The sequence below is a fragment of the Nonomuraea sp. SBT364 genome, from assembly GCF_001083785.1.
GTDB lineage: Bacteria > Actinomycetota > Actinomycetes > Streptosporangiales > Streptosporangiaceae > Nonomuraea.
In genome coordinates, this window is record NZ_LAVL01000079.1 from 1 (window position 1) to 26,447 (window position 26,447).

26 protein-coding genes are annotated in these 26,447 nt (G+C 71.8%); 6 read left to right on the forward strand and 20 right to left on the reverse strand.

The features are described from left to right. Window positions 1–212: 212 nt before the first annotated feature. The 9 genes from ADY59_RS28620 to ADY59_RS28660 all read right to left on the reverse strand — a co-directional run bounded on the left by ADY59_RS28620 (window position 213) and on the right by ADY59_RS28660 (window position 10,047). A complete protein-coding gene (locus tag ADY59_RS28620) occupies window positions 213–1,511 on the reverse strand; it encodes a lipopolysaccharide biosynthesis protein (protein ID WP_049568200.1) in 1,299 nt (432 codons plus the stop codon). A gap of 13 nt (window positions 1,512–1,524) precedes the next feature. Then, window positions 1,525–2,328, reverse strand: a complete 804-nt coding sequence (locus ADY59_RS28625; protein ID WP_049568202.1) for a polysaccharide deacetylase family protein — start codon at window positions 2,326–2,328, stop codon at window positions 1,525–1,527. Continuing rightward, entirely contained in the window at window positions 2,325–3,266 is a 942-nt protein-coding gene (locus ADY59_RS28630) for a glycosyltransferase family 2 protein (protein ID WP_049568205.1), read from the reverse strand. The genes ADY59_RS28625 and ADY59_RS28630 overlap by 4 nt, the downstream gene beginning before the upstream one ends. Window positions 3,267–3,290: 24 nt before the next feature. Then, entirely contained in the window at window positions 3,291–4,124 is an 834-nt protein-coding gene (locus tag ADY59_RS28635) for a glycosyltransferase family 2 protein (protein ID WP_082310482.1), read from the reverse strand. A gap of 166 nt (window positions 4,125–4,290) precedes the next feature. Next, a complete protein-coding gene (locus ADY59_RS28640) occupies window positions 4,291–5,403 on the reverse strand; it encodes a GNAT family N-acetyltransferase (protein ID WP_049568208.1) in 1,113 nt (370 codons plus the stop codon). After that, a complete protein-coding gene (locus ADY59_RS28645) occupies window positions 5,400–5,768 on the reverse strand; it encodes a hypothetical protein (RefSeq protein ID WP_049568209.1) in 369 nt (122 codons plus the stop codon). The genes ADY59_RS28640 and ADY59_RS28645 overlap by 4 nt, the downstream gene beginning before the upstream one ends. A gap of 225 nt (window positions 5,769–5,993) precedes the next feature. Then, a complete protein-coding gene (locus tag ADY59_RS28650; RefSeq protein WP_049568212.1) occupies window positions 5,994–7,481 on the reverse strand; it encodes a sigma factor-like helix-turn-helix DNA-binding protein in 1,488 nt (495 codons plus the stop codon). Between the two features lie 101 nt (window positions 7,482–7,582). Next, window positions 7,583–9,262 (reverse strand): substrate-binding domain-containing protein, encoded by a 1,680-nt coding sequence (locus tag ADY59_RS28655; RefSeq protein ID WP_049568215.1) that lies wholly within the window; start codon window positions 9,260–9,262, stop codon window positions 7,583–7,585. Window positions 9,263–9,492: 230 nt separating this feature from the next. Further along, window positions 9,493–10,047 carry a cation transporter gene (locus ADY59_RS28660; RefSeq protein WP_231618933.1) on the reverse strand — a complete coding sequence of 185 codons (555 nt, stop codon included), beginning with the start codon at window positions 10,045–10,047 and terminating at the stop codon, window positions 9,493–9,495. A gap of 208 nt (window positions 10,048–10,255) precedes the next feature. On the opposite strand from ADY59_RS28660, the gene ADY59_RS28665 reads away from it, so the two are divergent. Genes ADY59_RS28665 through ADY59_RS28675 form a run of 3 tightly spaced genes read left to right on the forward strand, consistent with a single transcriptional unit; the run spans window position 10,256 to window position 12,141 of the window. Then, entirely contained in the window at window positions 10,256–11,056 is an 801-nt protein-coding gene (locus ADY59_RS28665) for a DUF4184 family protein (RefSeq protein ID WP_231618934.1), read from the forward strand. Beyond that, entirely contained in the window at window positions 11,049–11,855 is an 807-nt protein-coding gene (locus ADY59_RS28670) for a TrmH family RNA methyltransferase (RefSeq protein WP_442937741.1), read from the forward strand. The genes ADY59_RS28665 and ADY59_RS28670 overlap by 8 nt, the downstream gene beginning before the upstream one ends. A gap of 55 nt (window positions 11,856–11,910) precedes the next feature. Continuing rightward, window positions 11,911–12,141 carry a DUF4235 domain-containing protein gene (locus ADY59_RS28675; protein ID WP_231618941.1) on the forward strand — a complete coding sequence of 77 codons (231 nt, stop codon included), beginning with the start codon at window positions 11,911–11,913 and terminating at the stop codon, window positions 12,139–12,141. A gap of 9 nt (window positions 12,142–12,150) precedes the next feature. Here ADY59_RS28675 and ADY59_RS28680 read toward each other — a convergent pair whose 3' ends face one another. After that, window positions 12,151–12,945, reverse strand: coding sequence for a neutral zinc metallopeptidase (locus ADY59_RS28680; RefSeq protein ID WP_082310483.1), 795 nt, complete (start codon window positions 12,943–12,945; stop codon window positions 12,151–12,153). 74 nt (window positions 12,946–13,019) lie between these two features. Here ADY59_RS28680 and ADY59_RS28685 point away from each other — a divergent pair, with 74 nt between their 5' ends. After that, on the forward strand, window positions 13,020–13,946 hold the full coding sequence (locus ADY59_RS28685; protein WP_063780809.1) for a serine hydrolase: 927 nt from the start codon (window positions 13,020–13,022) through the stop codon (window positions 13,944–13,946). Here ADY59_RS28685 and ADY59_RS28690 read toward each other — a convergent pair. From ADY59_RS28690 to ADY59_RS28710, 5 genes are all read right to left on the reverse strand, one after another. Then, entirely contained in the window at window positions 13,943–14,974 is a 1,032-nt protein-coding gene (locus ADY59_RS28690; protein ID WP_049568231.1) for a Gfo/Idh/MocA family protein, read from the reverse strand. The genes ADY59_RS28685 and ADY59_RS28690 overlap by 4 nt on opposite strands. 8 nt (window positions 14,975–14,982) lie before the next feature. Then, window positions 14,983–15,708, reverse strand: a complete 726-nt coding sequence (locus tag ADY59_RS28695) for a ThuA domain-containing protein (protein ID WP_231618935.1) — start codon at window positions 15,706–15,708, stop codon at window positions 14,983–14,985. Between the two features lie 19 nt (window positions 15,709–15,727). Beyond that, window positions 15,728–16,798 (reverse strand): Gfo/Idh/MocA family protein, encoded by a 1,071-nt coding sequence (locus tag ADY59_RS28700; protein WP_049568237.1) that lies wholly within the window; start codon window positions 16,796–16,798, stop codon window positions 15,728–15,730. A gap of 2 nt (window positions 16,799–16,800) precedes the next feature. Continuing rightward, window positions 16,801–17,607 carry a sugar phosphate isomerase/epimerase family protein gene (locus ADY59_RS28705; protein ID WP_049568240.1) on the reverse strand — a complete coding sequence of 269 codons (807 nt, stop codon included), beginning with the start codon at window positions 17,605–17,607 and terminating at the stop codon, window positions 16,801–16,803. 134 nt (window positions 17,608–17,741) lie between these two features. Continuing rightward, the gene (locus ADY59_RS28710; protein ID WP_049568242.1) at window positions 17,742–18,788 is read right to left on the reverse strand and encodes a LacI family DNA-binding transcriptional regulator; all 1,047 of its coding nucleotides are present in this window, start codon (window positions 18,786–18,788) and stop codon (window positions 17,742–17,744) included. Between the two features lie 73 nt (window positions 18,789–18,861). Here ADY59_RS28710 and ADY59_RS28715 point away from each other — a divergent pair, with 73 nt between their 5' ends. Next, the gene (locus ADY59_RS28715; protein ID WP_049568245.1) at window positions 18,862–19,056 is read left to right on the forward strand and encodes a hypothetical protein; all 195 of its coding nucleotides are present in this window, start codon (window positions 18,862–18,864) and stop codon (window positions 19,054–19,056) included. Here the strand turns inward: ADY59_RS28715 and ADY59_RS28720 are convergent. Further along, window positions 19,043–19,873, reverse strand: coding sequence for a D-alanyl-D-alanine carboxypeptidase family protein (locus ADY59_RS28720; RefSeq protein WP_156325795.1), 831 nt, complete (start codon window positions 19,871–19,873; stop codon window positions 19,043–19,045). The two genes, ADY59_RS28715 and ADY59_RS28720, sit on opposite strands and share 14 nt — an antisense overlap. A gap of 75 nt (window positions 19,874–19,948) precedes the next feature. Further along, window positions 19,949–20,458, reverse strand: coding sequence for a DedA family protein (locus ADY59_RS28725; protein WP_231618936.1), 510 nt, complete (start codon window positions 20,456–20,458; stop codon window positions 19,949–19,951). A 148-nt stretch (window positions 20,459–20,606) separates the two neighbouring features. Between ADY59_RS28725 and ADY59_RS28730 the strand changes: the two genes are divergently transcribed. Beyond that, a complete protein-coding gene (locus ADY59_RS28730; protein WP_156325796.1) occupies window positions 20,607–21,104 on the forward strand; it encodes a hypothetical protein in 498 nt (165 codons plus the stop codon). Here the strand turns inward: ADY59_RS28730 and ADY59_RS28735 are convergent. The 3 genes from ADY59_RS28735 to ADY59_RS28745 all read right to left on the reverse strand — a co-directional run bounded on the left by ADY59_RS28735 (window position 21,073) and on the right by ADY59_RS28745 (window position 26,437). Next, the gene (locus ADY59_RS28735; RefSeq protein WP_231618937.1) at window positions 21,073–24,447 is read right to left on the reverse strand and encodes a BTAD domain-containing putative transcriptional regulator; all 3,375 of its coding nucleotides are present in this window, start codon (window positions 24,445–24,447) and stop codon (window positions 21,073–21,075) included. The two genes, ADY59_RS28730 and ADY59_RS28735, sit on opposite strands and share 32 nt — an antisense overlap. Before the next feature lie 63 nt (window positions 24,448–24,510). After that, window positions 24,511–25,569, reverse strand: a complete 1,059-nt coding sequence (locus ADY59_RS28740) for a lysylphosphatidylglycerol synthase domain-containing protein (RefSeq protein ID WP_049568306.1) — start codon at window positions 25,567–25,569, stop codon at window positions 24,511–24,513. A gap of 49 nt (window positions 25,570–25,618) precedes the next feature. Then, a complete protein-coding gene (locus ADY59_RS28745; protein WP_231618938.1) occupies window positions 25,619–26,437 on the reverse strand; it encodes a PIG-L deacetylase family protein in 819 nt (272 codons plus the stop codon). Window positions 26,438–26,447 lie beyond the last annotated feature (10 nt).

Genomic DNA, 26,447 nt, shown 5'->3' on the forward strand with positions numbered 1-26,447 from the left:
GGCCTGGGGAGTGCCGGGGGCGGCCTCGGAAGTGGCCGAGGGGGTGGCCGACGGGCTAGCCGTGGGGGAGGTGAGATCCAGGCGCGGGATGACGCCCGTCGCCTCCGGATCGAAAGGCACCTCCGACTCCTCTCCCGTGTCCCCCCGTACGCCGGAAGAGCCGGTGATCCCCGCTGTCATTCCATCGCCGTCCCGTTGCCTCACGTTGACCATCATGGAGCCCCGGGCGACCCATGAGCGACGTCCAACTGCCGGGTTTCGCCGTATTTAAGAATTTTGCGGAGTTTTCCGAAGATCAAAAGTGCGACCACCGTCTGGCTCAGAAGCATCCCGTACCCCACCGCGTTCACGCTCGCGAAGGGGAACAGCGCCGCGATGGACACCAGCACGAGCGCCGCCAGCCCGATCTGCACGGTGGCAAGCTTGCGCGCCTCGCTCCGGGCGCGCAACGCGCTGAGGTAGATCTCGATCAGCACCCGGGGCAGCACCGCCAGCGCCATCAGCCGCAGCAGCATCGTCCCCTCGTCGGCGAACTTGGCCCCGAAGACGTGCAGGATGAACGGCGCCGCCACGTTTGCGATCACGATGATCGGCACGATGACGAGCAGCGCGCGCCGCAGCGCGTTGCGGCAGTTGGCGGCCAGCTGGGACCGGTCGAACGAGCCCTCGACGGTCAACGACACGGCCATGTTCATGGCCAGCAGCTCGATCATGCACCCCAGCGTGTGCGCCATCGAGAAGCGCCCGAACACGGCCTCCCCGACCCGCGTGGCGACGACCACGGGCACCAGGTAGACGATCGCCAGGACCGACAGCGTGCCGGGGAAGTCGCCCGCCAGGAACCGGCCGACCTCGCGCAGCCGGGGTGCCTCGCGGTGCGGTCCGGCCGTCTGCCGGACGTGCCGCGGCACCACCACCCCGAAGATCAGCCAGTTGACCGGGATCAGCGCGATCGCGGTCGGCACCACCCACGAGACGAAGATGCCGCCGTCGGGCAGCGCCCCCGCCAGGGTGACCAGCAGCCCCATCTTGACCAGGCCGAAGATCAGGTTGTTGAACGGCACCCAGGTGGCGTTGCGCAGCCCGGTCAGCACCACGTCCTGGAGCGTGAAGACCGCCCACACGACGACCGCGGCGAGGAAGAACAGCCCGGGCCCGAACCCGGCCAGCACCGAGTACGTCTCGCCCCACAGCGGCAACGTCAGCAGGAAGCCGACCGCCGCGGCGCCACCGGTGGCGGCGGCGATCCCGTACCCGCGCAGGATGAACTCGGGCGTGCGGCGGCCCGCCACCGGCAGGAAGCGCGCGAACGCGCCCACCAGGCCGAGCGCGGTCAGCGACGCGAACAGCCGCATCAGCGTGATCACCGCCTGGCCGCGGCCGAACTCCTCCTCGGAGAAGTAGTGCGCCGCGAGCAGCCAGTAGCCGGCTCCGAGCACCGCCGTGATGCCCGTGTTGGCCATCAGCGCGTAGCCGTTCCTGAACAGCGGATTGCGGAGGTCGAGCAGCACCCTCCGCCGGAGGCTAGACATCCCCGCGGACCCGTCGCAGCCCGTAGCGCGTGCGCCTGACCACGGCGTAGCCCTTGGTCAGGATGCGTTCGCGCAGGTAGATCAGGGGTACGCCGGTGCCTTCGACCGCCCGCTTGAACATGCCGATCGTGGTGTGCCTGGCGACCGTCAGGCGGGGGATGGCGAGCATGTCGTGCCGGTCGGCGGCGATCGTGTTGCCGACGGCGCAGGCGGCGAAGTAGCCGGCCTTGCGCACCTCCCGGCGCACGCGGGCGCTGGAGTAGCCGTAGGGGTAGGCCATGGTGGCGACGGGGGTGCCCAGGGTGTCCTCCAGCAGGCCCTTGTTGCGCCGCAGCTCCTGGCGCAGTTGCTCGGTGGGGAGCTGGTCGAGCTGCGGATGGCTGTGGCTGTGGCCGCCGATCTCGATGCCGCTCTGCGCGGCCTCGCGTGCCTGGCCCCAGGTCAGCATGTCGTCCAGCGGCCGGCCCGCCGCGTCGTCGCCGGCGTCGGCCACCCAGCCGCTGGTCAGGAAGACCGTGGCGGGATGGCCGTGCTTGTCCAGCAGCGGCAGCGCCCGGCCGTGGAAGTCGGCGTAGCCGTCGTCGAACGTGATCACCACCGGCTTGGCGGGCAGCGACCGCCCGTTGTTCTTGTTCAGAGCGGCGACCAGGTCGCCCAGCGTGAGCGGGCTGAACCCGGCCTCCGACAGGTAGGCGAGCTGCTCGTCCAGGTCGCCGGGCCGTACGGAGTGCGGCCGGGTCTCGTCGTTGGGCCGGTCGCTGACCGAGTGATACATCAGGATCGGCACCCGGATCATGACCGCACCGCCTTGAGACGTACGGAACCCACCAGATAGCCCCAGGCCGTCCAGGCCAGGCCGACGACGATGGCGCCGGCCCTGCCGAGCCCGCCGGGATCGCCCTTCACCGCCTCGCCGAGGCCGCGCAGCGCGCCGAGCGGCAGCGTCTTCAGCGCGTGCGCCCGCTCGCTGGACAGTCCGTCCTGGGTGCCGACCTCCTGGGTGACCAGGGCTTTCGACAGCCCTTCCGCGTAGCAGCGGGAGCGGAAGTAGGCGAACCCCTCCCGCTGCCTGGACACCTTGTGCCCGATGAGCGCCCTCGGCTCGAACAGCATGACCGAGCCGGGCTTGCGCTGGCTCAGCCGGATGCAGAACTCGGTCTCCTCGCACCCGAGCGGGCGCGACTTGCGGCCCTGCACGCTACGCCCGATGCCGCTGTGGAACCCGCCCACCTCGGACACCACCTGGCGCAGGAAGGCCGCGTTGCCTCCCATGACGTTGCGGATCGGCGCCCGGACCGCGGGCATGCCGCGGTAGGTGCAGCCGACCGTCCAGTCGAACTCCTGCGGGAACCAGCGCGGCCTGCGCTCGGACGCCCAGATCGGTTCGGTGCGACCGCCCACGCCGACGACGCCGGGATCCTGGAAGCCCTCCTCCAAAGCCTCCAGCCACCCGGGATCGGCGACCGCGTCGTCGTCGAGGAACGCGACGATGTCACCGGTGGCCGTGGCCACCCCGGTGTTCTTGCCGCCGGACAGCCCCTGCTCGTGGGTGTTGGCCACGACGATCGCGCCGGGGTAGGCGCGCTTGAGCTTCAGGTGCAGGTCCGGGTTGTGGTCGACGACCAGGATCAGCTCGTACGGGCGGCGGCTCTGCTGCTCCACCGACTCGACGGCCTGCCTGATGTCCTCCCACCGGTCCTCGGTGTAGACACAGATGACGACAGACGTGTTCACGACGCATCCTTCAGGCGCTCAGGCTTACGCGACGCCCCGGTCGGCGGCGGGTTTCCTGGCGGGTTCCGGGCGTGGCGGCGCGGGCTGGCGGCGCCACTCGCTGAGGATGGTCCTGAGCACCCGGAGCCCGTCGCGCACCACGTGCAGGTTGCTCTCGCCGTGGATGCGGTTGCGCTCGTGGCTGGGCACCTCGTGCACCTTCAGCCCGGCCTTGGCGGCGCGGATGTTCATCAGCGTCTCCACCTCGAAGCCGTCGCAGTCGAGGTTGAGCACGTCGAGGTGACGCGCCCAGAAGGCGTTGTAGCCGTAGCACAGGTCGGTGTAGGACGTGCCGTACATCTTGTTGACGATCCCGGTGAGGATCCTGTTGCCGAAGCGGCGGTTGAAGGTCAGGTCGTCGCTGCCGCCGCCGGCCGCGTAGCGCGAGCCCTTGACGAAGTCGGCGCCCGTGACCAGCGCGCCCACGAACGAGATGATCTCGTGGCCGTCGGTGGAGCCGTCGGCGTCGATCATCACGATGATGTCTCCGGTGCACGCGGCGAACCCGGCGGCCAGGGCGTCGCCCTTGCCCCTGCCGGTCTGCGTTACGATCTTCACGTTCGGCCGCAGGCGGCGGGCGACGGCCACCGTGTCGTCGACGGAGTTGCCGTCCACGAGCACGATCTCGTCGATCCACTGCGGCAGGGTGGCGAACACGTGGGGCAGGTTCTCCGCCTCGTTCATCGCCGGCACCACAACACTCACCGTCGGTGAGATGGCCAGATGTGGGGTGACCGGTGTGAACCGCTCGAGGGGCGGCATGGAGCGCAAGGGCGTGATCTGCGCCTTGCCGTTGTGCTTGACGGACTCGGGACTCATGGCGAGGTTAATCCTTCCGGGGCGCTACCGGTGCAACGCTGTGACAGTTGTTCCCGGGTGCTGCGGGAATGGCTGCTGGGGCGAACGGTGCATCGGTGCGTCCAAGTGAGGGCTTTGCTGGGGGTCTGCTGCTGCCTGGTGCCGGGGGGTGGTTTGAGTGCGAGGGTCAGCCTGCTCCGGTCGGTTCCTTCACGTCTTGCTGGATCGATCTGCGCATACGACCGAAACCCTTGAGGACTCGATCGGCTGCCTTATAGAGAGACGGTCGGTCCAGGACAATTGTTCGGGCCTTGTTGAAGGGGGTCCGCCCCATCCAGTGCACCGCGGCGGCCGGGGAGGGGCGGGAGACCCGGCCTTCGGCGACGTACAGGGTTCCGCTCTTGAGCCAGTCCTTGTACTCCTTGCCGCCCTTGCCCATGTCGACCATGTGCAATCCGCTGGCCGCGGCTGCCTGGGCCATCTGCAGGTGGTGCACGATCCCGGGGGAGTAGCGGGCGAACTCGGTGTCGTAGGCCGGGAACCAGCCCACGAGCGTCGTGGCCGTGCGCAACCCGAAGTGGCCGGCGACGGGTACGTCGCCCGAGTAGAGCATGGTCAGCACGCCGGAGAAGTCGTCGGACCGTTCGGCGTGCATGAGGTCGGTCAGCTCGACGATCCACGGCTGCGCGAACCTGTCGACCCGGCCGGTCCGCTGATACTGGTCGGACTTCCAGGCCAGCAGGGTGCGCAGCACCCCGGGGTCGGCCGACGCCCACTCGAATCGGAGCTCGCCCTGCTCCCTGCCGAGCTTGCGTTCCTTGTAGCGAACGGTCTTCAGGTTCTTCGGGGAGTTGGCCCTGACCTGCTCGATCCAGGCGTCGAAGCCGGAGGTGAAGTCCATGACCGGGGCCGGCCGCACGTCGCTCTCGAAGGGGGCGAACGTCGGCTGCCCGGCGACCAGGTGGTCGAAGTCGAACACGGTGAGCTTGCAGGCCCGCAGCAGGGCCCGCGCGTCGATCGCCAGGTCGGGGACCGCGATCAGGCCGTGACAGGTGGTGAGGAAGCCGCCGAGCGGTTTGCCGATCCCGAAGCTGTGTCTCTCGTACGGGAAGAAGCCGGCGATCCGGCCGCCGTCCCGCAGGACGGCCACGCGCACGTAGTCGCGCAACCGGTCCATCGCGACGGCGAACTCGACCGAGAGGAAGGGGTTGTCCAGGCTCCGGTCGGCCTTCTGCAACTCGCGCCAGCGGGCCCGCTCGGGGGCGCCCAGCTCCGCGGGGCGGACGACATCGATTCTCACCTTGCGCCGGCCCCCTGTTCGGTCTGCATGTTCTTCCCCCGGTAGAGCACGCGAAGCACGTACATGAACCCGCCGAGCACGGCGATCGTCGCCACACCGGCCCGGGGCGACCACGCGTCGAAGAGCAGCATGGCCTGGGCCAGCAGCACGTTGAGCACGAGGCTCGCGGCGGCTCCTACCGATAGTGCAGCCAGAGGGTCACGATCACGCAACAGCCCGACGACGGCCGCTCCCGGCACGAAGAGAAGAAACATGGAGATCAGAAGCGGGCGCAGCGGCGTGTCGATGTCGAAGAGCGCGATCACCGCTCCCGCGATGCAGGCGAGCGCGAGCAGCCATGTGAGCGCTCTGCGGTGCTTGAGCATCTGCTGTGTCTCTCCCGGTTCCCGACGTGATCGCCATTTCATGGGATCAATCCGTGCGCGTACGCGTCAACGCCGACGCTTGGCGGCACAGTCAGGTTTACCGGTTCCCATGTGAAGTTCAACACAGTGTCAACGAGCTCCGGGTCCCCGACGTGCTCCACAAGCACACCAGGATGCCTTATTTGTCACAGCGGCATCGGCCTGAGCCGGTAATTCGCAGCTTTCTCACATAACTGTTGCGAGGGTCTCCGTCGGTGTGCTGGACGGCTCCGGCGACGGGGTCGGCTCCTCGTCCGGCTGCTCCGACGGCCGGCCCGGCTGCCCCTCCCAGGTGAGCGCGCAGGTCACGGCGCCGCCGTTGGAGGTGAACGACACCGTGCCGCCGCCTGGCAGGCCGGGGTCGTCCACCGTGACCCACACGGCCGCCGACGCGCCCGCCTTGATCGTCCCGCTCGCCGGATGGACTCCCAGGCCGTTCGTGGCGGTGGCGTCCCAGGTGATGGCGGCGTTGCGGGCACGGAGCCGGACCTGCGCCGCGCCCTCGATCGCGGCCGGCCGGGTGGTGGCCACGCCGACGGCGGGACGCCGGGTCGGGGGCGGCGTGGCGATCCCGCCGGTGGTCCCGCCGGTGGTCGCGCCGGTGGTCGGGGACTCGCCGGGCGTGGGCTCGGCATCGGTCTCGGCGCCGGGTTCCGGGCTGTCGGCGGCGTAGTCCTCGTCGGGGGGAGGCGGGGCCGCGGGGGCCGGCGCGCGCAGCGCGGTGTTCGCGCCCTCCTGGCTGCTCAGCGCGACCGTCACGCTCGTCCCGGCCATCAGCAGCGCGCCGGCCAGCAGCGCCGGGGCGAGCCTGCGCGGCCTGCGCCGCCGCGACCGGTGCTGGGGGGCGACCGGGAAGCCGGTCCGGTCGAAGCTGTCACCGCGATCGGTGATCAGCGTGCGGGTCGCGTCCTGCTCCGGGTCGAGGCAGGTGCCGATCACCCGCTCGCGCAGCGAGAGCGGCGGGAACGCCACGGGCACCAGGTCGAGCAGCCGCTCCGCGGAGACCGCGCGCTGCCTGCGCTCGGTGCACACCTCGCAGCCGGCGATGTGCCCCGCGAGCCGCCGTCGCAGCAGCGGCGTGAGCGGGCCCTCCCAGGAGTCCACCATCGCCGACAGGTCCGGGCAGTGCGCCCGCCCCGTCCTGGCCAGCACCACCGCCGCGGCGGTGTTCTCCAGCTGGGTGCGGGCCCTGGTCAGCCGCCCGGCGGCCTGCCGCGAGGTCAGGCCGAGCACCCCGCTCACCTCGGCGGGCGTCAGCCCGTGCCGCACCGACAGCTCCAGCACCTCGCGCTCGGGCCCGCGCAGCTCGCCGAGCGTCTCGTGCACCAGGGCGGTCAGCTCCGGGTCGTCCGGCTCGTCGAGCATCCGACGCGCGGGCCGCTCGGCGCCGCGGTGCCCCAGCCGCGCCACCGCCTGGAACCTGGTCAGCGCGTACAGCCAGGCCCGCAGCCGGACCGCGTCGCGCAGGCGCTCGGCGCGGCCCTGCGCGGTGACCAGCGCGTCGTGCACCGCGTCCGCCGCGCCGTCGCACTCGCCCAGCAGCGAGCAGGCGTAGTCGTAGAGGCGCTCGGCGTAGGCGCCGTACAGCCGGTCGGGGCCGTTCGGATCGGCGTGGCGCAGCACCGCCACGAGCTGCCGGTCGTCGGCGCGATCGACTGTCGGCCATCCAGGCACGAGTACCCTCCCCGCGGGTTGCAGGACGTCCCCACCGCGGTAGGACGCCCGCCTCCTCCCCGCGGGTTGACGATCGGGCCCTCATTCATGCCGAACAGGCATCAACCATCGCAATTGGGCGAGCAGATGCGGCGCTCCATGCCTTGCAGGAAGAAGTCGCGGACCTGCAGCGGGTCCTTGGCGATGTACGCCTCGCCGCCCGTCGCCTTGGCGACCGCGTCCATCTGCCGCTTGCCCGCCTGCGCCTCCGGCCCGAACGCGATGAGCAGGATGCTCACCGGCCGCTCCGGGTCGTAGGCCGTCTTGAGGTAGTCGAGGATCTGCGCGTTGGTGACGCCGCCGTCGGGGTCGTCGTTGCCGGCGCCGTCGGTCAGGATCAGCAGCGTGTTGATCTTGTCCCGCTTGTACGTCTCGGTCATGTGCGTGTAGGCGGCCTTGAGCGAGTCGTTCAGCCCGGTGTCGCCGGTCGCCTTGGCCTCGACCGTGGACAGCTGCTGGGCCAGCACGTCCTTGCGCAGCGCGCCGTCGATGCTCTCGGCCAGCGGGCCGACGGAGACGACCTCCTGGTAGTCCTTGCCCCGGCCGTCCAGATGGGTGGAGAACTTCCACACGCCCATCTCCGAGTCCGGCGGGAACAGCGCCAGCCCCTCGGTGGCGATCTTGCTGATGGCCTTCATGCGGGTCAGGCCGGTGCCGGGGTCGGGCAGCGCCATCGTGCCCGACACGTCCAGCAGCGTGAGCAGCCGGGTGCCCAGGTTCAGCCGCGACCAGGTCTGCGTCATGGTGGCGACGGTCTTGACGTCCGGCGCCGGCATGGCCTTGGGAGGCGCGGGCGTGAAGCCCTTGGACTCCGACAGCGTCTCGCTCGCCTTGCCGTCGGGGCTGCGGAAGCCCTGGGCGCGCAGCACCTTGAGCGCCGACTCCTTGCCGAGCTCCTGACGGAAGTCGGCGGCCGCCTTCAGCTTCTCGGCGTCCTTGGTGACGACGGTCAGCGGGTAGTCCAGGCTCAGCGTGCCCTCGCTGGGGTACAGCGCCACCACCGGCGTGTCCGGCTTTTTCGTGTTGTGTACGTGAATCGCCTGCTCGGACGTGACGCCGATCGGCACCCGGTCACCGGACTTCACGGTGAGGCTGGCCAGCAGCGCGGTGGGGTCGGCGACGAGCTGCCCCGACAGCTCCTTGAGCGCGCCCACCAGCGCCTTCTCCTGCTTGGCCGCCTTGGCGGTGCCGGCCGCGGCCAGCAGCGGCGCCAGCCCGGCGGAGTTCTTCTGCGGATCGAGGGCCAGCACTCGGACCTTCTTGCCCGGCCCGTCGACGTTCGCCACGTTGGAGGCCGCGACCATGCCGGACCAGCTCGGCTTGAGCGTGCCCTCCAGCTTGGCCGCCGAGCTCTCGGCCGTGGCCAGCACCACCGGCGAGGCGGCGACCGAGCCCGCCGGCTCGGGCAGCGTGACCGACTCCTGGGTGCGCACCCGGTTCACCACGAGGCTGGAGTCGGCCACCCAGACGTCGCCCTTGAACTTGCCGGCGGTCAGCGCGTTCTCCGACCGGGTCGCGCTCTCCTTGGCCACCGTGACCTCGACGCACTTGCTGTCGATCGAGTGCAGGGCCTTGTTGTAGTTGCCCGCGATCTTGTTCAGGGCCGGCTGAATGTCCGGCGTCGCGACGACGGCCAGCGGCAGCTTGCCGCTGGAGCAGTCGTGCTCCCGGTTGAAGATGACGAACGCGGCCACACCGAGGAGCACGGCGAGCGCCACGGCTCCCGCGAGCGGGACGAGCACCCGGCCGCGGCCGCGGCTCGCTCGTCTTCTGCTGGGGGGTGGATCCTGGGCTCGGTAGCCGCCATCGAACTCGTCTGTGCGGTGTCGCCCCACGATGTCCTCTTGGTGTGTGTTTGAAAACCTTCCGGAGACCCTAACCGGTGATGCTCCGCAATACTCGGGGAACGATACTCGGTGTGCTTGCTGTGGCAAACCACCTGTTTTGGTGCGCTAATAACGCTCTGTAGCGTTCAGTGGCAGCATGCGTGACCGCGCCACGCCCGCCAGCCCTCACGGACGGCGACCACCGCGAGCGCGAGCGCCATCGCCGGATCGACCCACCACCAGCCGATCGTGCCCGCCCACAACCCGGCCAGCACGCCGGCCGCCATCGCGCCGCAGATCAGGTTCTGCGCGGCCTCGCCCGCCGTCGCCCCGGAGGCCAGCCGCTTGGCCAGCCGCCGCTTGACCAGGCCCAGGATCGGCATGCTGACCAGGCTGACCGCCGTCACCACGATGCCCAGCACGCTCGGCACCGCCCGATGCCCGGCATCCAGGTCGTGACCCACGTGGATGATCAGATAGGGGGCGAGCAGCCAGAAGCTCACCGCGATAGCCCGCCGTGCCCGATGCTCGGCGCTCGCCGACAGCGTCCGCGTCCCGGTGAACCGCCACACCACGATCAGGCTCGCCGCGACCTCCACCAGAGCCGACAGCCCCCACCCGATCAGCGCCACCGAATGCGCCGCCAGCCCGGCCGCCAGCCCGAGCGAGCTCTCCACCGCCAGCCACACGATGGTGACCACGGAGAGTGACCGCGCCAGCCGCGCAGTCCGGATCCAGTCGGCTGACGCGGCCGGATGCGCATGAACCCGCTGGTCAGGCACCTTGAACCTCCGCATTCCGGCTTCCGGCCGTCGACAGCACTCTGTGCCGTACCCATTACCAATCGTGACCTTAGAGGCTCGCGGCAAAGAATGTTCAAGCTTCGCGGGTAGTGTGCAGTGATCATCCATGGGATATGGGGAGCCGATGCCGTTCACGCCCAGTCACATCGCGGCGGTGCTGCCGCTCGTGTCGTCACCGCGCATGCGCAGGCTGGCGGATCCGTGGGCGCTGGCCGTCGGGGCCATGGTGCCCGACCTGCCGATCTTCCTGCCGTTCCTGCCCGACTACAGCGACTGGCACTCCTGGCAGGGGGTCGTCACCGTGGACCTGGCGGCGGTGCTGGCGCTGCTGGTGCTCTTCCACGGTCTGCTGCGCGATCCGCTGATCGGGCTGCTCCCGCCCGCGTTCGCCGGGCGCGCCGCGACGCTCCTGCCGAGCCGCCGGGAGCTGCTGACCAGGCTGCCCGCCATGGTCGCGGGGGCGCTGATCGGCGCGGGCACGCACGTCCTGTGGGACTCGTTCACGCACTCCACCGGTCCGGGGGAGTGGGGCCACTGGCTCGGGGTCTCCGTCCTGGGCGTGCTGCCGCTGTTCCGCGTGCTGCAGTACCTGTCGTCGGCCGTCGGCCTGGCCGTCGTCGTGTGGTGGGCCTGGCGCGGCCTGGCGGCGCTGCCGCCCGCCCCGGTCCCCGGCCGCCTGCGCGTCTCCGCGCGCATGCGCGGCACCGTGCTGGCCGGCGGCGTCGCCGGCATCCTGACCGGCGCGTTCGTCTGGCCGATGGTGGACGAGCCCAACCCGGCCTACGGCCTGCCCTCGGTGATCACCAAGGTGGGCGCGGGCACCGTCATCGGCCTGTGCCTGGTGCTCGCCTGCTATGCGGTCGTCTGGCAGGTCAGGCGGCTCATGGCAGTATCGGAAGGTGCTTGAGTACGTAACCGACGCCGCCGACCCCCGGCTGGCCGACTACACCCGGCTGCGCGACGTGGAGCTGCGCAAGAGCCTCGAAGCCGAGCGCGGCCTGTTCCTGGCGGAGGGCGAGAAGGTGATCAGGCGCGCCATCGCCGCCGGCTACCCGATCCGCTCCGTCCTGACGACCCGCCGCTGGCTCCAGCCCCTCGCCGACGTCCTCGGCGACGCCACCGTGTACGTCGTCAGCGACGAGATCATGTCGGGCGTCGCCGGCTTCGAGATCCACCGGGGCGCCCTGGCCTCCATGGCCCGGCTGCCCCTGCCCGCCCTGGGCACGGTGCTGGCTCCGGCCGCCCGCGTCGTCGTCCTTGAGGACATCGTCGACCACGCCAACGTCGGCGCGATCTTCCGCTGCGCCGCCGCCCTGGGCGTCGGTGGCGTCGTCCTGTCGCCCCGCTGCGCCGACCCCCTCTACCGCCGGGCCGTCAAGGTCTCGATGGGCGCCGTCTTCTCCATCCCGTACGCGCGGATGGACAACTGGTACACCGGCCTCGACGAGCTGCGCGCGGCAGGCTTCCAGACGCTCGCGCTCACCCCCGACCAGTCCGTCACCCCGATCGACACGGTCAAGCTGGGCGACCGGGTGGCGCTGCTGCTCGGCGCGGAGGGCGACGGCCTGTCGTCGCGCTGGCTGCACGAGGCGGACGAGGCGGTGTGCATCGCGATGAGCCCGTCGGCGATGGCCGCCGGCGTCGACTCGCTGAACGTCGTGGCCGCCGCCGCGATCGCCTGCCACGGGCTGATGCGAACCGTTTAGACGCTTCACACCGGGCATGGGCATATCTATGCATGGTGTGGAGAAAGTCTTGTCAGTGGGGACGGGAATGCTCAGCGGCGCGCTGGCCGCCGCGATGTTCAAGCGGACGTGGAAGCTGGTGTCCGGCGACGACGACGCGCCGGACGCCGGTGACCTGGAACGCGGCTGGACGGAAGTGCTCGTCGCCGCCGCGATCCAGGGCGCGCTGTTCGGCCTGGTCAAGGCCGCCGTGCATCGCGCCGGCGCGCGGACGTTCCGGCACCGGGCGATCGAGGGCAAGTCCTGACGGTCGCGGTCAGGCGACCTTCGACGACGAGGCCGCCCAGGTGTTGCACGAGCCCGGGTCACCGGTGGCGAAGCCGCGCTTCATCCAGGCCCGGACGTTGGACGTCTTGCCGTACCAGCGCTCGCCGCCGGGCTCGTCGCCCATGAGCTGGTTCAGCATGGCTGTCCAGTCCTTGCTCGAACGGCCCTTGAGCGGCCAGACGCTCTTCACGAACGCGCCGCCGAAGCAGTCGGACTGCAGGCTGTAGCGCCGGTTCTGCTCCTGCCATTCGGCGTCGTCGTCATAGGTCTCCTCGGACAGGGCCGAGGTGATGCCCGCCATGTTCTGGATGTGGAGCCCGTACATCCTGGCTGTCGTGGTGAACAGCCAGAGGTCGTGCGGCTGGCCGAGCCAGTCCTTGCCCAGCTGGACGATCAGCGTGCGATTCTCGTCACAGTAGTAAGCCTGGGAATTGTCGTTGCCGACCTCGTGGCCGCAGTACTTCTTGGGCACCTTGTTCACGTGCTTCACGCGGAGTTTCTGGAAGTCGATTCCCGCGTCCCTGAGGTGCTTGCTCCAGGTCTTGTCCAGGCAGGCGGCCACGGCGTTGACATAGGCCCTGGCCATCGGCTTGTTGTTGCGCTTAACGGGCTTTTCAGCGCATTTACTCTTGGGCAGGGCGCCTGTTTCGTAGAGCGCGTTCTCCGTGAGCTCGGTGCCCTCGACGGGGTCCTGTGCGGACGAAGCCGCGGCCGTGCCGGTCAACGGCAGAAGGGCGGCGGCGGTAAGCGCGGCGATCACGCGAATTTTCACAAGCCGCGACATTAGGGCTTCAGGGGCGGATAGGGCAACAGAGGCGGAAACGCCGCGGAAACGGGCAGGCCGGAAAGCTGCCGATCATGAGGTTTCCGGTCCTGCGAGGGGCGGCGGTGGTCGCGGTCCTGGCGAGTGTGACGGCTTCGGTGCCGCTGGAGGGAGTCATGCCGGTGGAGGAGGCCGTCCCGGTGCCGGCGGCGGCTCCTCCCGCGGCCCGGACCGCCGAGCCGGAACGGGCCGCCCGGACGTCGTTCGGCGCGGCCGAGCGTAAGACGTTCGGCGCGGCCGAGCGCAAGAGGCTGAGCCGGGCGCTCGATCGCTACCTGGACGGCCGGGCGGGCCGCGTGTCGGTGGCCGTGCGCGATCTCACGACGGGGCTGGCGTTCTCGTACAACACGAGCCTGCGCCCGGCCACGGCCAGCATCGTCAAGGTGAACCTGGTGATGGCGCTGCTGCTCAGGGCGCAGCGCGAGCGGCGCCGGCTGAGCGCGCGGGAGCGGGCGCTGGCCGGGCGGGCCGTCCGGGTGAGCGACAACGACGCCGCCACCGCGCTGTGGAACGCCGTCGGCGGGGCGGCCGGGCTGGCCGCGGCGAACCGGAAACTGGGCCTGCGGGCCACGGCGCCGGACCCCGGCGGCGCGTGGGGTGCCACCAGCACGAGCGCCGCCGACCAGGTGCGGTTGCTGCGGGCGCTCACGTCGGACAGGAGCCCGTTGTCCGCCCGGCACCGCCGCTACGTGCTGGGGCTGATGAAGGACGTGGCGCCGGAGCAGGCGTGGGGAGTCAGCGCCGCCGTGGGCGGGACCGACGTGGCGCTGAAGAACGGCTGGCTGCCCAGGCCGCGCCACGGCGGCCGGTGGACGGTCAACAGCGTCGGGCGGGTGCGCGGCGACGGCCACGACTACCTGATCGCCGTCGTCTCCGAGCGGCACGCGTCGATGGGCGAGGGCGTCAAGGTGGTGGAGAAGGTCGCGAAGACGGTCACCGCGACCCTCTCCCGCAACTCCTAGATCACCACCCGGGTCCCGGTGCGTACGGACTCCAGGCAGGCGGTCACCATCGCCAGGCTGCGGATGTTGTCATGGCATTCGCCCTGCGGCACGCTCCCGGTGCGCAGCCCGTCGACGAACTCGGCCAGCCCCTCGGCCAGCCCGGTGAAGCGTCCGGGCCGTTCGGGGTAGGGGTCCGGCTCGGACCGGTGCGCCTTGAGCGACTCTCCGGCGGCGGCGGACACGGTGGGCGGGGAGCCGCCGTCCCACAGCGCCGTGCCCCTGGCGCCCGACGCGCGCCAGCCGCCGGTCCACGAGGTCGGCGCGCCGGGTGCCGACCAGCTCCCGGTGAACGAGTAACGCACCCCGCCGGTCATCTCGAAGATCGCCATGGCCGAGCACGCGCCCGGGTACCACGTCCACGGCGGCCGGAACGACTCGCAGTAGACAGCCACCGGATCGGTGCCCGAGACGGCCCGCGCCGCGTCGAACAGATGGATCGCCATGTCCTGCAGCAGCGGATGCTCCAGCACGCCGAGGAACTCCGCGCCCTTGTACGGCATGAAGAACTCCGACGCCAGCATGCCCAGCGGCCCCAGCTCGGCGACGGTGCGGCGGAAGGCCACCAGGTCCGGCATGTAGCGGCGGTTCTGGTTGACGGTGAACAGCCGCCGCGACCGGTCGGCGGCGGCGACCATGTCGCGGGCCTCGCCGAGCGTGACGGACATCGGTTTCTCGCTGAGCACCGACACGCCGCGCTCCAGGGCGGTGACGGTGACGTCGTGGTGGGCCTCGGGGACGGTGCAGTTGACGATGAAGTCGGGCTCCTCGCCGTCGAGCACGGCGGTGAGCGAGGTGCCCGCCGGTAACCGCTCCAGGCCCAGCTTGGCGGCGGCGGCGCGGGCCCGGCCGGGCTCGACGTCCACCCAGCCGACGAGCCGGGTGCCGGGGTGGGCCAGCAGTTCAGGCGCCCACTGGCCGCCGATGAACCCGGCCCCGACCACCACGCCCTTCAGCGGCCGGTCCGCGTCGATGGTGTCGAACGTCATGGGTCTCCCTACCACTGGATGGGGGTGTGCGCGTTGTCCAGCGGCGCGCCGACGGGGCTCGACGGCGCCGCCCAGCGCACCGCGTTGGCGAGCACCCGGTGCACGTCCGGGTCGTGGTAGACGGGATAGTTCTGGTCGCCGGGGCTGAAGTAGAAGATCCGGCCCAGCCCGCGGGTGTAGCAGCAGCCGCTGCGGAACACCTCGCCGCCGCTGAAGTTGCTGACGAACACCAGCTCGTCCGGCTCGGGTATGCCGAACGGCTCGCCGTACGTCTCCTGCTCCCCGATCACCAGCGGACGCGGCACACCCTCGGCGATGGGATGGCCGGGGGCGACCGTCCATACCAGCTCGCGCTCGCCGGCGTCGCGCCAGTTGAGGCTGCAGGTGGTGCCCATCAGGCTGCGGAAGATCTTGGAGTAGTGGCCGGAGTGCAGCACCACCAACCCCATGCCGCCGAGCACGCGCCGCCGTACCCGGGCCACGACCTCGTCGGCGACCTCCTCGTGGGCCATGTGCCCCCACCAGGTGAGCACGTCGGTCCCGGCCAGCTCCTTGTCGGACAGGCCGTGCTCGGGGTCGTCGAGCACGGCGGTGCGCACCCGCACCCCGTCGCCGAGTCGTCCGGTCAGGCCGGCCGCGATCGCGCCGTGGATGCCGTCGGGGTAGCGGCGGCGTACGTCCTCTTCGCGTTGTTCGTGGTAGTTCTCGCTCCAGACGGTGACTCTGATCGGCATCGTGCTCCCCTCGTCCAGATCAGGCGTACCCATCCAGGGGCGCGGGAGGCTCGAACGACGACGTGAGCTCGACCGGCCCGCCCTGCTCGTAGGAGGCGCGGATGGCGCAGAGGATCTCCACCACGTGCGCGGCCTGCCGCCCGGTGGCCCGGTGCGGCCGGTCCTCGCGGATGGCCGCCGCCATGTCCCGCACGGCCCTGCCCCACTCCACGCCAGGGAACGGGGTCCGCGACAGCTCCACCGGACGCGGCGTCTCCCCGAAGGCGGCGATCTCCAGGACGGAGTCGAAGTCGTGCCAGGAGTGCAGCAGCAGCGAGCCGGTGTCGCCGTGGAACTCCAGCCCCTGCTGCCGGGTGCCGCGGTTGGGCACGTAGAAGTCGCAGGTCAGCCGGAGCAGCACGCCCCCGTCGAACTCGACGTTGGCCACCACGTAGTCGGGCGTGGTGATCGTGAACGGCCGCCCGTCGAGCCGCACCCGGTCCGGACGCACGACGGAGGCGAACGCGGTCACCCGCCTGGCCGGCCCGAGCGCCGTCGTGACGATCGTCAGCGGATAGACGCCCACGTCGAACAGCGGCCCCACCTCGTAGAAGCCGACCGGATCCGGGTGCCACGTCTCGATGCGGCCCCAGTTGACCTCGCCGTAGACGAGCCTGAGCCGCCCGGCGGCGTTCTCGCGCAGCAGCCTGAGCGCGTCCTGCTGGGCCTCGCCGAGGAACGTGGCGGGCGCCCCGCCCAGGCGCAGCCCGCTCTTGCCGGCCAGCTCGACCAGCTCGGCCGCCTCCTCGTAGCGCAGGGCGAGCGGCTTCTCGCTGTGCACGTGCCTGCCCGCCTCCAGGCAGCGGCGGATCACCTCGTAGTGGGCGTGGTGCACGGTCAGGTTCACCACGATCGCGACGCCGGGGTCGGCCAGCAGCTCGTCCAGCGACCCGTAGGCGCGCACCCCGTGCACGGCCGCCAGCGCCTCGGCCCGCGCCGGGTCCACGTCCTGGACGCCGCGCAGCTCGATCTCGGGATATCCGGCGAGGTCGGCGGCGTAGCGCTGGGCGATGTTGCCGCAGCCGACGATCGCCACTCCGGTGGTCTCCATGCTCACGCCTCCAGCCACTGCCGCAGCCGCTCCCGCGACGTCAGCACCTCGGGGATCGGATCGCGGTCCTCGGGCTCGTGCTCGATGCTGATCGTGCCCGTGTAGCCGATGCGCCGCAGCTCCTCCACGCACCGCCGCACCGGCACGCAGCCGTCGCCGAGCGCCACCGTGTCGTGCCCGCCGGGCGCGGCCACGTCCTTCAGGTGCACGTGGAAGATCCGGTCGCCGAGCTCCTTGATCGCGTCGGCGGCGTCGTAGCCGTGCGTGCCGAACCAGCCGGTGTCGAGCGCCGCGCCGATCCGGCCCCCGGCGTCGTCGCCCATGGCCTCCAGGTACTCCTCGGGGGTGCGCTCGGGGTGGTTCTCCACGCCGAGCTTGAGGTCGTGCTCCTCCAGCGCGGCCACCACCGCCTCGCGGTCGGTGCGCAGCACGGGCGCCATCCCGCCGATGACGGGGGCGCCGACGGCGCTCGCGATCCGGCACAGGCCGCGGAAGTACTCCACGTCCGCCCCGGCGGACCCGGCCAGGCTGGGTACGGACAGCTCGTGGCCGGCGAGCAGCCCGGCGGCGATCTCCAGATGCCGGTCGGTGGCCCAGGCGGGGTTCAGGTGGGCGGTCCAGACGTCCATCGAGGTGAAGCCCAGCTCCCCGACCTCGGCGACGATCCGGCCGAACCGCTCGGCGAACCCGTCTAGCGGGGCGAACCGCTCGTTGGTGACCCGGTCCGCCTCCCCCCAGCCGGGTTCGGGCATGCGGTTGCCGGTCTCCCGGGTGACGAAGTTGGCGCCCATGAACGCGATCGTGTTCACACGTCTCCTCGCGCGATTGCGATTTTCGGAGGCTTTTCAGTGAACTTACGTCGCCGCCAGGGTGGCGTCAATGGGGTATTAGGGAGAAAGTATCCCTTTTAGTGGAGTCCCGGGTCCGGAGTTTCATTGAAATTTCAGTGCGGAGCGGCCGTCGACGAGCGCACGATCAGCTCATGCGGGAAGATCAGCCGCTCGGGGGCCGGTGGCGGATCGGAGAGCAGCAGGCGTCCCGCCTTCTCGCCGATCTCCTGCTTGGCCTGGCGGATCGTCGTCAGCCCGGCCTCTTGCGCCGCGCTGTCGGAGAACCCGACCACCGACACGTCCTCCGGCACCCGCAGCCCCAGGTCGGCGGCGGCGTCGAGGATGCCGAGCGCCAGCACGTCGGTGTTGGTCAGGACGGCGGTCGGCCGGGGCTCGGCGCGGAGCAGCGCGTGCCCGGCCTCCCTGCCCGCCGCCCGAGAGTTTCTCGACAGCTCGTAGAACGGCACGCCGGCCCAGTCGAGGCCGGCCGCGACGCAGGCGCTCTCGTAGCCGGCCCGCCGGCCCCGCATCGCCTCGAACGGCGCCGCCCGCTGCCGCGCCGGGTCGGCCCAGCCGGTGCGGCCGTCGTCGTGCAGGCCCACCATCGCCACCCCGATGCGCCGATGGCCCAGCTCCAGCACGTGCCCCGCGGCCAGCGCCCCGGCGGCGGGCTCGTCGATGCCGACGAACGGGTGCCCCGGCACGTACGGCTCGTCGACGACCACCATGGGCAGCTTCCTGGCCAGCACCTCCGCCAGTGCGGGATGCCCGTCGGGCAGCGAGACCACGCAGAAGGCGTCGACCACCGCGTCACGCACCGGCACGGTGCGCCGCTCACCGTGCGGCAGCGGCAGGATGAGCAGCCCGACGCCCGCGTCCTCGGCGGCGGCGGCCAGCCCCTGGAAGAAGCCGACGGCGTAGGGGTCGGCGAAGGCGTAGGGAAGGGTCTCGCTGAACAGCAGGCCCAGCGCGCCGGCCCGGCCCCGCCGCAGGGAGCGCGCCGTCGCGTTGGGCCCGGCGTAGCCCAGCTCGTCGGCCACCTCCAGGATGCGCCGGCGCAGCCCGTCGCTGAGCTGGTCGGGCCGGGAGAAGGCGTAGGACACGGTGGCCCGCGACACGCCCACCCTGTCGGCGATCGTCTGCAGCGTCACCTTGGCCATCGTCCAACCGTATCGGAGTCCCTTGCGGGAGCCCTCTTAATCAATTAAGGTCTTAATTGATTAAGGAGGTTTCATGGACGCCATGCAGGTTCTGGCTCACCGAACCGCGATGGGGCACGCGAGCACGCTTCACGAGGCGCTGCCGGACGCGCCGGTGAAGTCCTTCACGGAGAGGCGGCGCGTCCGGGTGCGGCTCGCCTACACGCTCCGGGTGACGGCCGACAGGCTCGACCCCGCCTGCCCGGGGATGCCGGTCAGCCGATGGTGATCTGGCTGCCGGCGTAGTCCAGCAGCCGTTCCGCGGTGCTGAAGCGGCGCTCGTTCTGGTCGTTCAGCAGCACGCCGATCACCTGCCTGCCGCCCCGCTCACCCGCGAACAGCAGGCAGAAGCCCGCCGCGCGGGTGTAGCCGGTCTTGACGCCGGCCACGTCGTCGGCCTGCGAGAGCAGCTTGTTGGTGTTGCGCCAGGTGTGCGCGCGGTGCACGGCGCTCTTCGGCACCCGGTGCACCTCGCGGCCCACGATCGTGCGGAAGACCGGGTTCGCCAGCGCCCGGCGGGCCAGCTCGACCTGGTCCACGGCCGTCGAGTAGCCGCCGAGGGCCGGCTCGGGCAGCCCGTCGGCGTTGGTGTAGCGGGTGTCGTCCAGGCCGAGCGAACGGGCGGTGGCGTTCATCTTGCGCACGAAGGCCGCCTTACCCGGCCCGTACCTGCGGGCCAGCGCGTTGGCCGCGTCCGCGCCCGACGGCAGCATGAGTCCGTGGAGCAGGTCCCGGACGGTGAGCCGCTCGCCCTTCCCGAGCGCCGCCGTGGTGGCGCCGTTGCTCTTCGCGTGGCGCACGTCCGCGGCGGTCACGGTGACCGTGTCGCCCAGCCGGGCCTCGCGCAGCACCACGTAGGCGGTCATCACCTTGACCAGGCTGGCGACCGGCAGGCGGGCCGTCTCCCGCTTGTCGAAGTGGATCGTTCCCGCCGAGTCGACGACGTAGGCGGCCTTCGCCTTCACCGCAGGCGCGTCGGCCGCGTACGCCGGACTACCGGCTATCAGGACGAGCAGGGCTGAACCTATGCATGCCGCGATTCGCATGCCGAACATGGTGACATCAGAACAACCCGGAGGCGCGCCGAACCCACCCCGAAAGGGGAAAACAACCGGAAAACGTCAGCCCACGAGGGTGCGCTTCCTCCTGCGCCGCACCACCAGCGCGACGACCCCGGCCACGGCCGCCACGGCCAGCACCCCCGCCGTGACGGGCGAGGACGCGGCGAGCTGGAACCAGCCCCAGACCAGCGCCGTCAGCCCGAACCACCACATCGGCGCCCAGGTCAGGCAGCCGAGCGCGCTGGCCACGACGTACCACGGATACGACACCCGCAGCGCCCCGGCCACCCACGGCAGCGTGTGCCGCAGCATGGGCACCCAGAAGCAGCCGTAGACGGCGAACGCCCCCCACCGCTCGACCACGCGTTCGACCTTCTCGATCCGCTCCCGGCCCACCCTGACGCCGACGCGCGACTCGTACAGCTTCTCGCCGAGCCTGCGGCCCACCCAGTAGTAGACCTGGAACGCTCCGAACAGGGCGAGGATCAGGATCGCCCCGACCAGCCAATAGGGGAGCCCGAGCAGGAAGGGGTCGGCAGGCGCGGGGACGGCGAGGACGCGTGATGCCATGAGCCGACTCCCCCCACGCCAAACCATTAGGTCAGGCTTACCTTAGTTCACCCTTCACGTTACCGCCACAGGCGGGTTGCAAGCGCGTGACAAGCCGCGCTCAATGCTCATGCCCCACTCTGACGGTGAGCGAAGAGGGGTGTTGACCATGACGACGAGAAGCCGAACGGCTCTGGCCACCGGCACGGCGAGCGCGGCGAAGTTCTTCGTGGCGGCCCTCGCCTTCACCGCCGCCTACGCGGGCCTGTCCGCCTACGGCGCCGCCAGCTCCGCGCCCGTGCCCCCGCCCGTCCCCGCCCAGGCCGTGACCCTGTCGGCGCGCGAGCTGCCCGCCGCCGTCGCCGGCGAGATCACCGTCGGGACCCTCGACACCGCGCCGGGCTGCCTGAAGACCTTCCTGGCCCGCACCGTGATCGTCAACCCCGACCCGGCCGCGACCGTCTCCTACCGCTGGCGGCTGGCCCGCTGGAACCCCGGCACCAACAGCTGGCGCACCTACCTGGTGCACTACTCCGGGTTCGCGGGCGCCGAGGAGAACGCCGTGTGGGACCCTGCCGTCTCCGCCAACCCCGGCTGGTATCGCGTCGAGCTCAAGGCCGAGGGCCGCGAGAGCGTCAAGAGCGACCGCTTCCAGGTGAGCTGCTGACCGAGCGCTGCGCCGCCTCCACCCAGCGCGGCACCCCGACCCGGTGGGCCACCTCCAGCGCCTTGCCGTAGTGCTCGCGCGCGGCGGCGGGCTGGCCGAGCCGGATCGCGAGGTCGCCCAGCGTCAGCGCCACCGGCCACAGCGCCACGACCCCGGTGCCGGCGCCCGCGATGCGGTCGGCGAACGGCTTCAGCTTGTCGTAGCAGTCGACCATCCGCTCCCGGTCGTCGAGCAGCATCCCGGCCAGCGCCCGCCACGTCATGGCGAGCTCGTACAGGAAGTCGGGACGCACCGGCGGGCGGACGGCGGCGACCGCCTTGGCGTCGGCGAGGTGCCCGGCCGAGGCGAGCGCCAGCGCGTAGGCGTCGAGGGTCCACTTGGCGCCGCCCTGGTGTTTCTCGGCGAGCAGGTCGACCGTCTCGGCGGCCCGCCCGTCGACCAGGTGCAGGCAGAACGTGGTGATCAGCGGCAGGTCCTGGCGGCCCTCCAGCATGCCCGCCCGCGCCGTCATCCGGGCCGCGTCGCGGTAGGCCCGCTCGGCGCCCGCGTAGTCGCCGGCGATCATCTGCCGCTGCCCGGAGTACCAGGCGTGCACGGCGGCCGGGGCCGGCAGGTCGTACTGCCGGGCGAGCCGGTCGGCGGCGGCGGCGTGCTCGTCGGCGACGCCGAACTCGCCCCGCGCGGCCGCGCACTCCAGCAGCACCAGGTGGGCCAGCGCCTGGGTGGCGATCTGTCCCGAGCGCTGGGCGACGTCGAGCAGTTCGCGGCCGATGCTCTCGCGGGTGTCGACGGCCGGGATGTCGTAGGACTGGCGCAGCCGCCCGCTCAGCGCGACCGCGATCAGCACCGGGTCGCCGCTCTGCCGGGCCACCTCCAGCGCCTCCAGCGACGCCTGCCGCCCCCGCTCGGGCGAGGAGGAGCCCTCCAGCTCCAGCGCCAGCGTGGTGAGCAGGCTGGCGCGCAGCGACTGCTCGCCCTCGGGCAGCTCGCTCAGCGCCTTCTCGGTGACGTCCACGATCTCCCACGCGGTGCGGGTGAAGTCACGCGCCATGCCCTTGTGGGGCACCGCGAGCGCCGCCGCGACCCGCGCGGTCAGCTCCAGGTCGCCCAGCGGCAGCGCGGCGTCCATCGCCTCGCGGCGCAGCAGCCGGGCCGCGGTCATGTCGCCGCACAGCGCCAGCGCCTTGATCCGGCGCAGCATGAGCTGCAGCCGCTGCTTGGTGTCGCCGCCGGTGCGGTCGAAGGCGGCGATGGCCTGCTCCCACAGCGTCGCCGCCTCGCGGTGCGCGAAACGCCGCTCGGCCTGCTCGGCGGCCAGCCCCGCGTAGTGCACCGCCTTGTCGGCGGCGTCGGCCAGGAAATAGTGGTGGGCCAGCGCCGCGACGTCGGACGGCGCGCGCCGCTCGATCACCGCGGCCACGGCGGCGTGCAACCGGGTGCGGCGCAGCCGCGAGGCGTCGGAGTAAAGCGTGTCGCGCACCAGGTCGTGGTCGAAGCGCAGCAGCCCGGGACCTGGCTCGGTCACCAGCCCGGCCAGCAGCGCCGCCTCGACCGCCTCCACCACGGCGTCCTCGTCGCCGGCCACGTCGACCAGCACGTCCACGTCCACGTCACGGCCGATCACGGCGGCCTGCAGCAGGATCTGCTGCGCGCCGGCGGGCAGCCGGGAGATCCGCCGCCGCAGCACGTCACGCACCCCGGAGGGCACCCGCGACAGCACCTCGGCCGCGCTCGCCCGGTCGGCCGCGCCCTCGGCGTCGAGCAGGCGTACGGTCTCGCGGACGAAGAACGGGTTGCCGCCGGTGCGCTCGACGATCGACTCGACGGCGTCCTCGTCGATCTCGCGTACGCAGGTGGCTCTGACCAGCTCGGCCACGGCCTTCGGGGCCAGCCCGGACAGGCCGACCCGCACCGGGCCCAGCCTGGCCAGCGCGGCCAGCACGTCGGCCTGCCGGTCGTCGAGCTCGCTCTCGCGGCAGGTGACCACGAGCAGCACCCGGCTGGTGGCCAGCAGGCTCGGCAGCGCGCGCAGCAGCGCCAGCGTCTGGTCGTCGGCCCAGTGCAGGTCCTCCAGCGTGAGCAGCACCGGGGCCCGGCGGGCCACGCCCGCCAGATAGCCGCCGACGGCCCGGTGCAGCCGGAACCCGCCGGACACCTCGTCGTCGTCGGGATCGGGCGCGGCGTCGTCCAGCAGCGGGGCCAGGAGCTGGGCGTACTCGCCCGCGCCGGTCGCGCCGACGAGGGCGCGCAGGATCTCCACCCAGGCCCAGCCGGGCGGGGTGGCGCTGGAGTCGGGGCACGCGCCGGAGGAGGTCATCCAGCCGTCGGCGGTGAGCCTGCTCTCCAGCTGGCGCAGCAGCGTGGTCTTGCCCGCGCCGGCGACGCCGGTGACGATCGCCACCTGGAAGCGGCCGGTGCGGGCGGCGGCCGTGGTCAGCCTCGACAGCTCGGCGTCGCGGCCGACGAACGGCTCGGGCTCCAGCGGCGGCGGCTCGATCGGGGTGGCGGGCCGGGGCGGCCAGGTGTCGGCGACCGGCACGGGGCGCGACGGGCGGGGCGCCGGGGCCAGCTCCAGCCCCGGCGCCTGGGCGAGGATGTCGGACTCCAGCTTGCGCAGCGCCGGGCCGGGGTCGATGCCGAGCTCGTCGGCCAGGATGCCGCGCGCCCTGCGCAGCGCCGCGAGCGCGTCGCCCTGCCGGCCGCACCGGTAGAGGCCCAGGCCGAGCAGCCGCCAGCCCTCCTCGCGCAGCGGGTGCTCGGCGGTGAGCGCCTCCAGGTCGGGCACGGTCTCGGCGGGCATGCCCAGGCGCAGGCCGGTGTCGGCGTGCCGCTCACGGGCCACCAGCCGCAGCTCGGTCAGCCGGTTGACCTCGGCCTCGGCCCACTGCTGGTCGGCGAAGTCGGAGTAGGGGGTGCCGCGCCACAGGCCGAGCGCCTTCTCCAGGCGGCCGCGCGCGGCCTGCGGGTCGCCTTCGTCCAGGTGCTCGCCCGCGGCCCGGACGAGCTGCTCGAACCGGAGCGCGTCGACCTGCTCGGGCGCCACCCGCAGCGCGTAGCCGGAGGCGACGGTCACCAGCAGCCGGTTGGGGCCGCCGCGCGGGCGGCCCGGCTCCAGCACCCGGCGCAGCCGCGAGATGTAGACCTGGAGCCCCGACTGCGCGCCCTTGGCCGTGTCGTCGTCCCACAGGTCGTACAGCAGCGTGTCGACGGGCACCACTTGGCCTCTGGCCACGAGAAGCCGGGCGAGCACGGCCCGTTGCCGCAACCCGCCGAGGTCGAGTTCGCCGTTTTCGTACGCCTCGACTGGCCCCAGAACCCGGAACGCCACCATGTCAGCCGCCACGCTATGCGTGCTTCCGAATCACGCACAAGGCCCGGGGTTGATTACGTGTGGGGTTCGGGATAGTCACTGCGGGGCCTTCGAGATCGCGGACGGGGGATCCGCTGCGGCGCCACGGCTGTTGCGCCTGCGCAGGAGCGCCCACGCGCCCAGCGCGAGGCCGCCGAACGGGATCTCGATAGTGTAAGTCCAGAAGCCGAAGAGCAGTGCCGCGGCCGTCGCCGGCGGGGCGGCCACGCCGAACGTGGTCAGCAGCACCACCACGCCCGACTCCATGATCCCGGCGCCGCTCGGCGTGACGAGCACGGCGGTGAGCACCCGCGACAGGGCGAAGACCGCGATCGACTCGGCCAGCCCCGGCCAGGCGCCGGTGGCCAGCATGCAGGCGGCCATGATCGCCCACTGGAAGCCGAGGAAGAACACCATGCCGAACGACATGATCGGCCACCGGGTCCGCACGACCGTCGCGGTGTCGTGGCGCAGCCGCTCGAACGCCTGCGACGGGCGTGCCTTGAGCCGCACCAGCCGGGCCAGGAAGTCCAGCCCACGGCCCAGCACGGCGGCGGCCCGGTCCCAGTAGAGGGCCGCGGCGACCACCACGCACAGCGCCAGGATGGAGATCGCGCCGACCCAGCCGGCGTTGGCCACGGTCGCGTTGGGCGCCTGCCCGGCCAGCAGCAGCGCGATGATGCCCACGGCCGGCAGGACGAACCTGAACAGCGTGTTCCAGATCCCGCTGACCAGCGTCATCACCACGATCGGCCGGTTGCCGAACCCCCAGCCCCTGGTCATCGCGAACGTCAGCGCCACCCCGGCGGCTCCGCCGAACGGCAGCAGGTTGCTGACCGCGCTCCCGGCGGCGTTGAGCGTCAGCGCCTGCGTGTGGCCCAGCCCAGGCAGCGACCCGGTGAGCACGAACGTGTAGGCGAGCAGGCTCAGCAGCCAGACGGCCGTCATCAGCGAGATCATGCCGAGGTCGAGCGTGCCGAACACGACGCCGATCTCCCGCCAGGACACGGGCTTGCCGGTCAGCGTCTGCACGATCTGCGGCAGGTAGACCACCAGCAGCACCGCCAGCCCGAGCGACAGGACCGACAGCGTGATCTGGAGCCATTTGTTCTTCATCGGCACCCAGTCTGCCGGTAGCGGGAGGCGGCCGCGCCCGCTCCTGGGACTATTTCGGCCATCGGTCGAAGGGATGACGCAGCCGGGCGCCCGGCGGCAGGTCGCGGCGGACGAACCACTCGGTGCCGAACACGAGCCGGTAGAGCGGCCCCGGCACCTTGAGCATCACGGCCAGCGTGCGGTCGGTGTCGCCGCCGGTCGCCTGCGAGGCGTGCGCCTCCATGGCGGCCCGCTTCTGCCTGGCGTATCTGCGTACGTTGACCCGGTGGGTGATGGTCTCGCTGGAGGAGTAGGCGCTCTCGAACGTCCGCACGTCGAACTCCGGCGGGAACCGGTAGACCTTGCCCGCGGCCTTGAGCAGCTTGACCAGCGGGTCGCGGTTGACCGTCGCCTCCAGGACGATCTCCGTGCCCGCGATCTCCGCCGCCCGCCTGCCCACCCGGTGCACCTGCACGTGGTCGGGATGGCCGTAGCCGCCCGCCGGGTCGTAGATCGACAGCAGGTCGGCCCGCTCCTCGCGCAGGATGTCGGCCAGCGCGGTGGCGGCCTTCTCGGTGTCGGCGTCGATGAAGGCGTTGTCCGGCCGCTCCTCGGCGATGCCGCCCTTCGGGCTCAGCCCCGAGTCGCCGTAGCCCAGGCATTCGACCCGGGCGCAGCCGAGCGCGGCGGCCGAGGCGTAGAGCTCCTTCATGCGGGTCTCGCCGAGCGCTTCGCCGGGCCGCATCTCCGCCAGGCCGCGCTCGCCCGCGGTGGCCACCACGAGCACCACGCGGTGCCCTTCGGCCGCGAGCATCGCCATCGTGCCCGCCGTCAGCAGGGCCTCGTCGTCGGGGTGGGCGTGGAAGAACACAGCGGTACGTGGAGGCACAGGCCCAGAT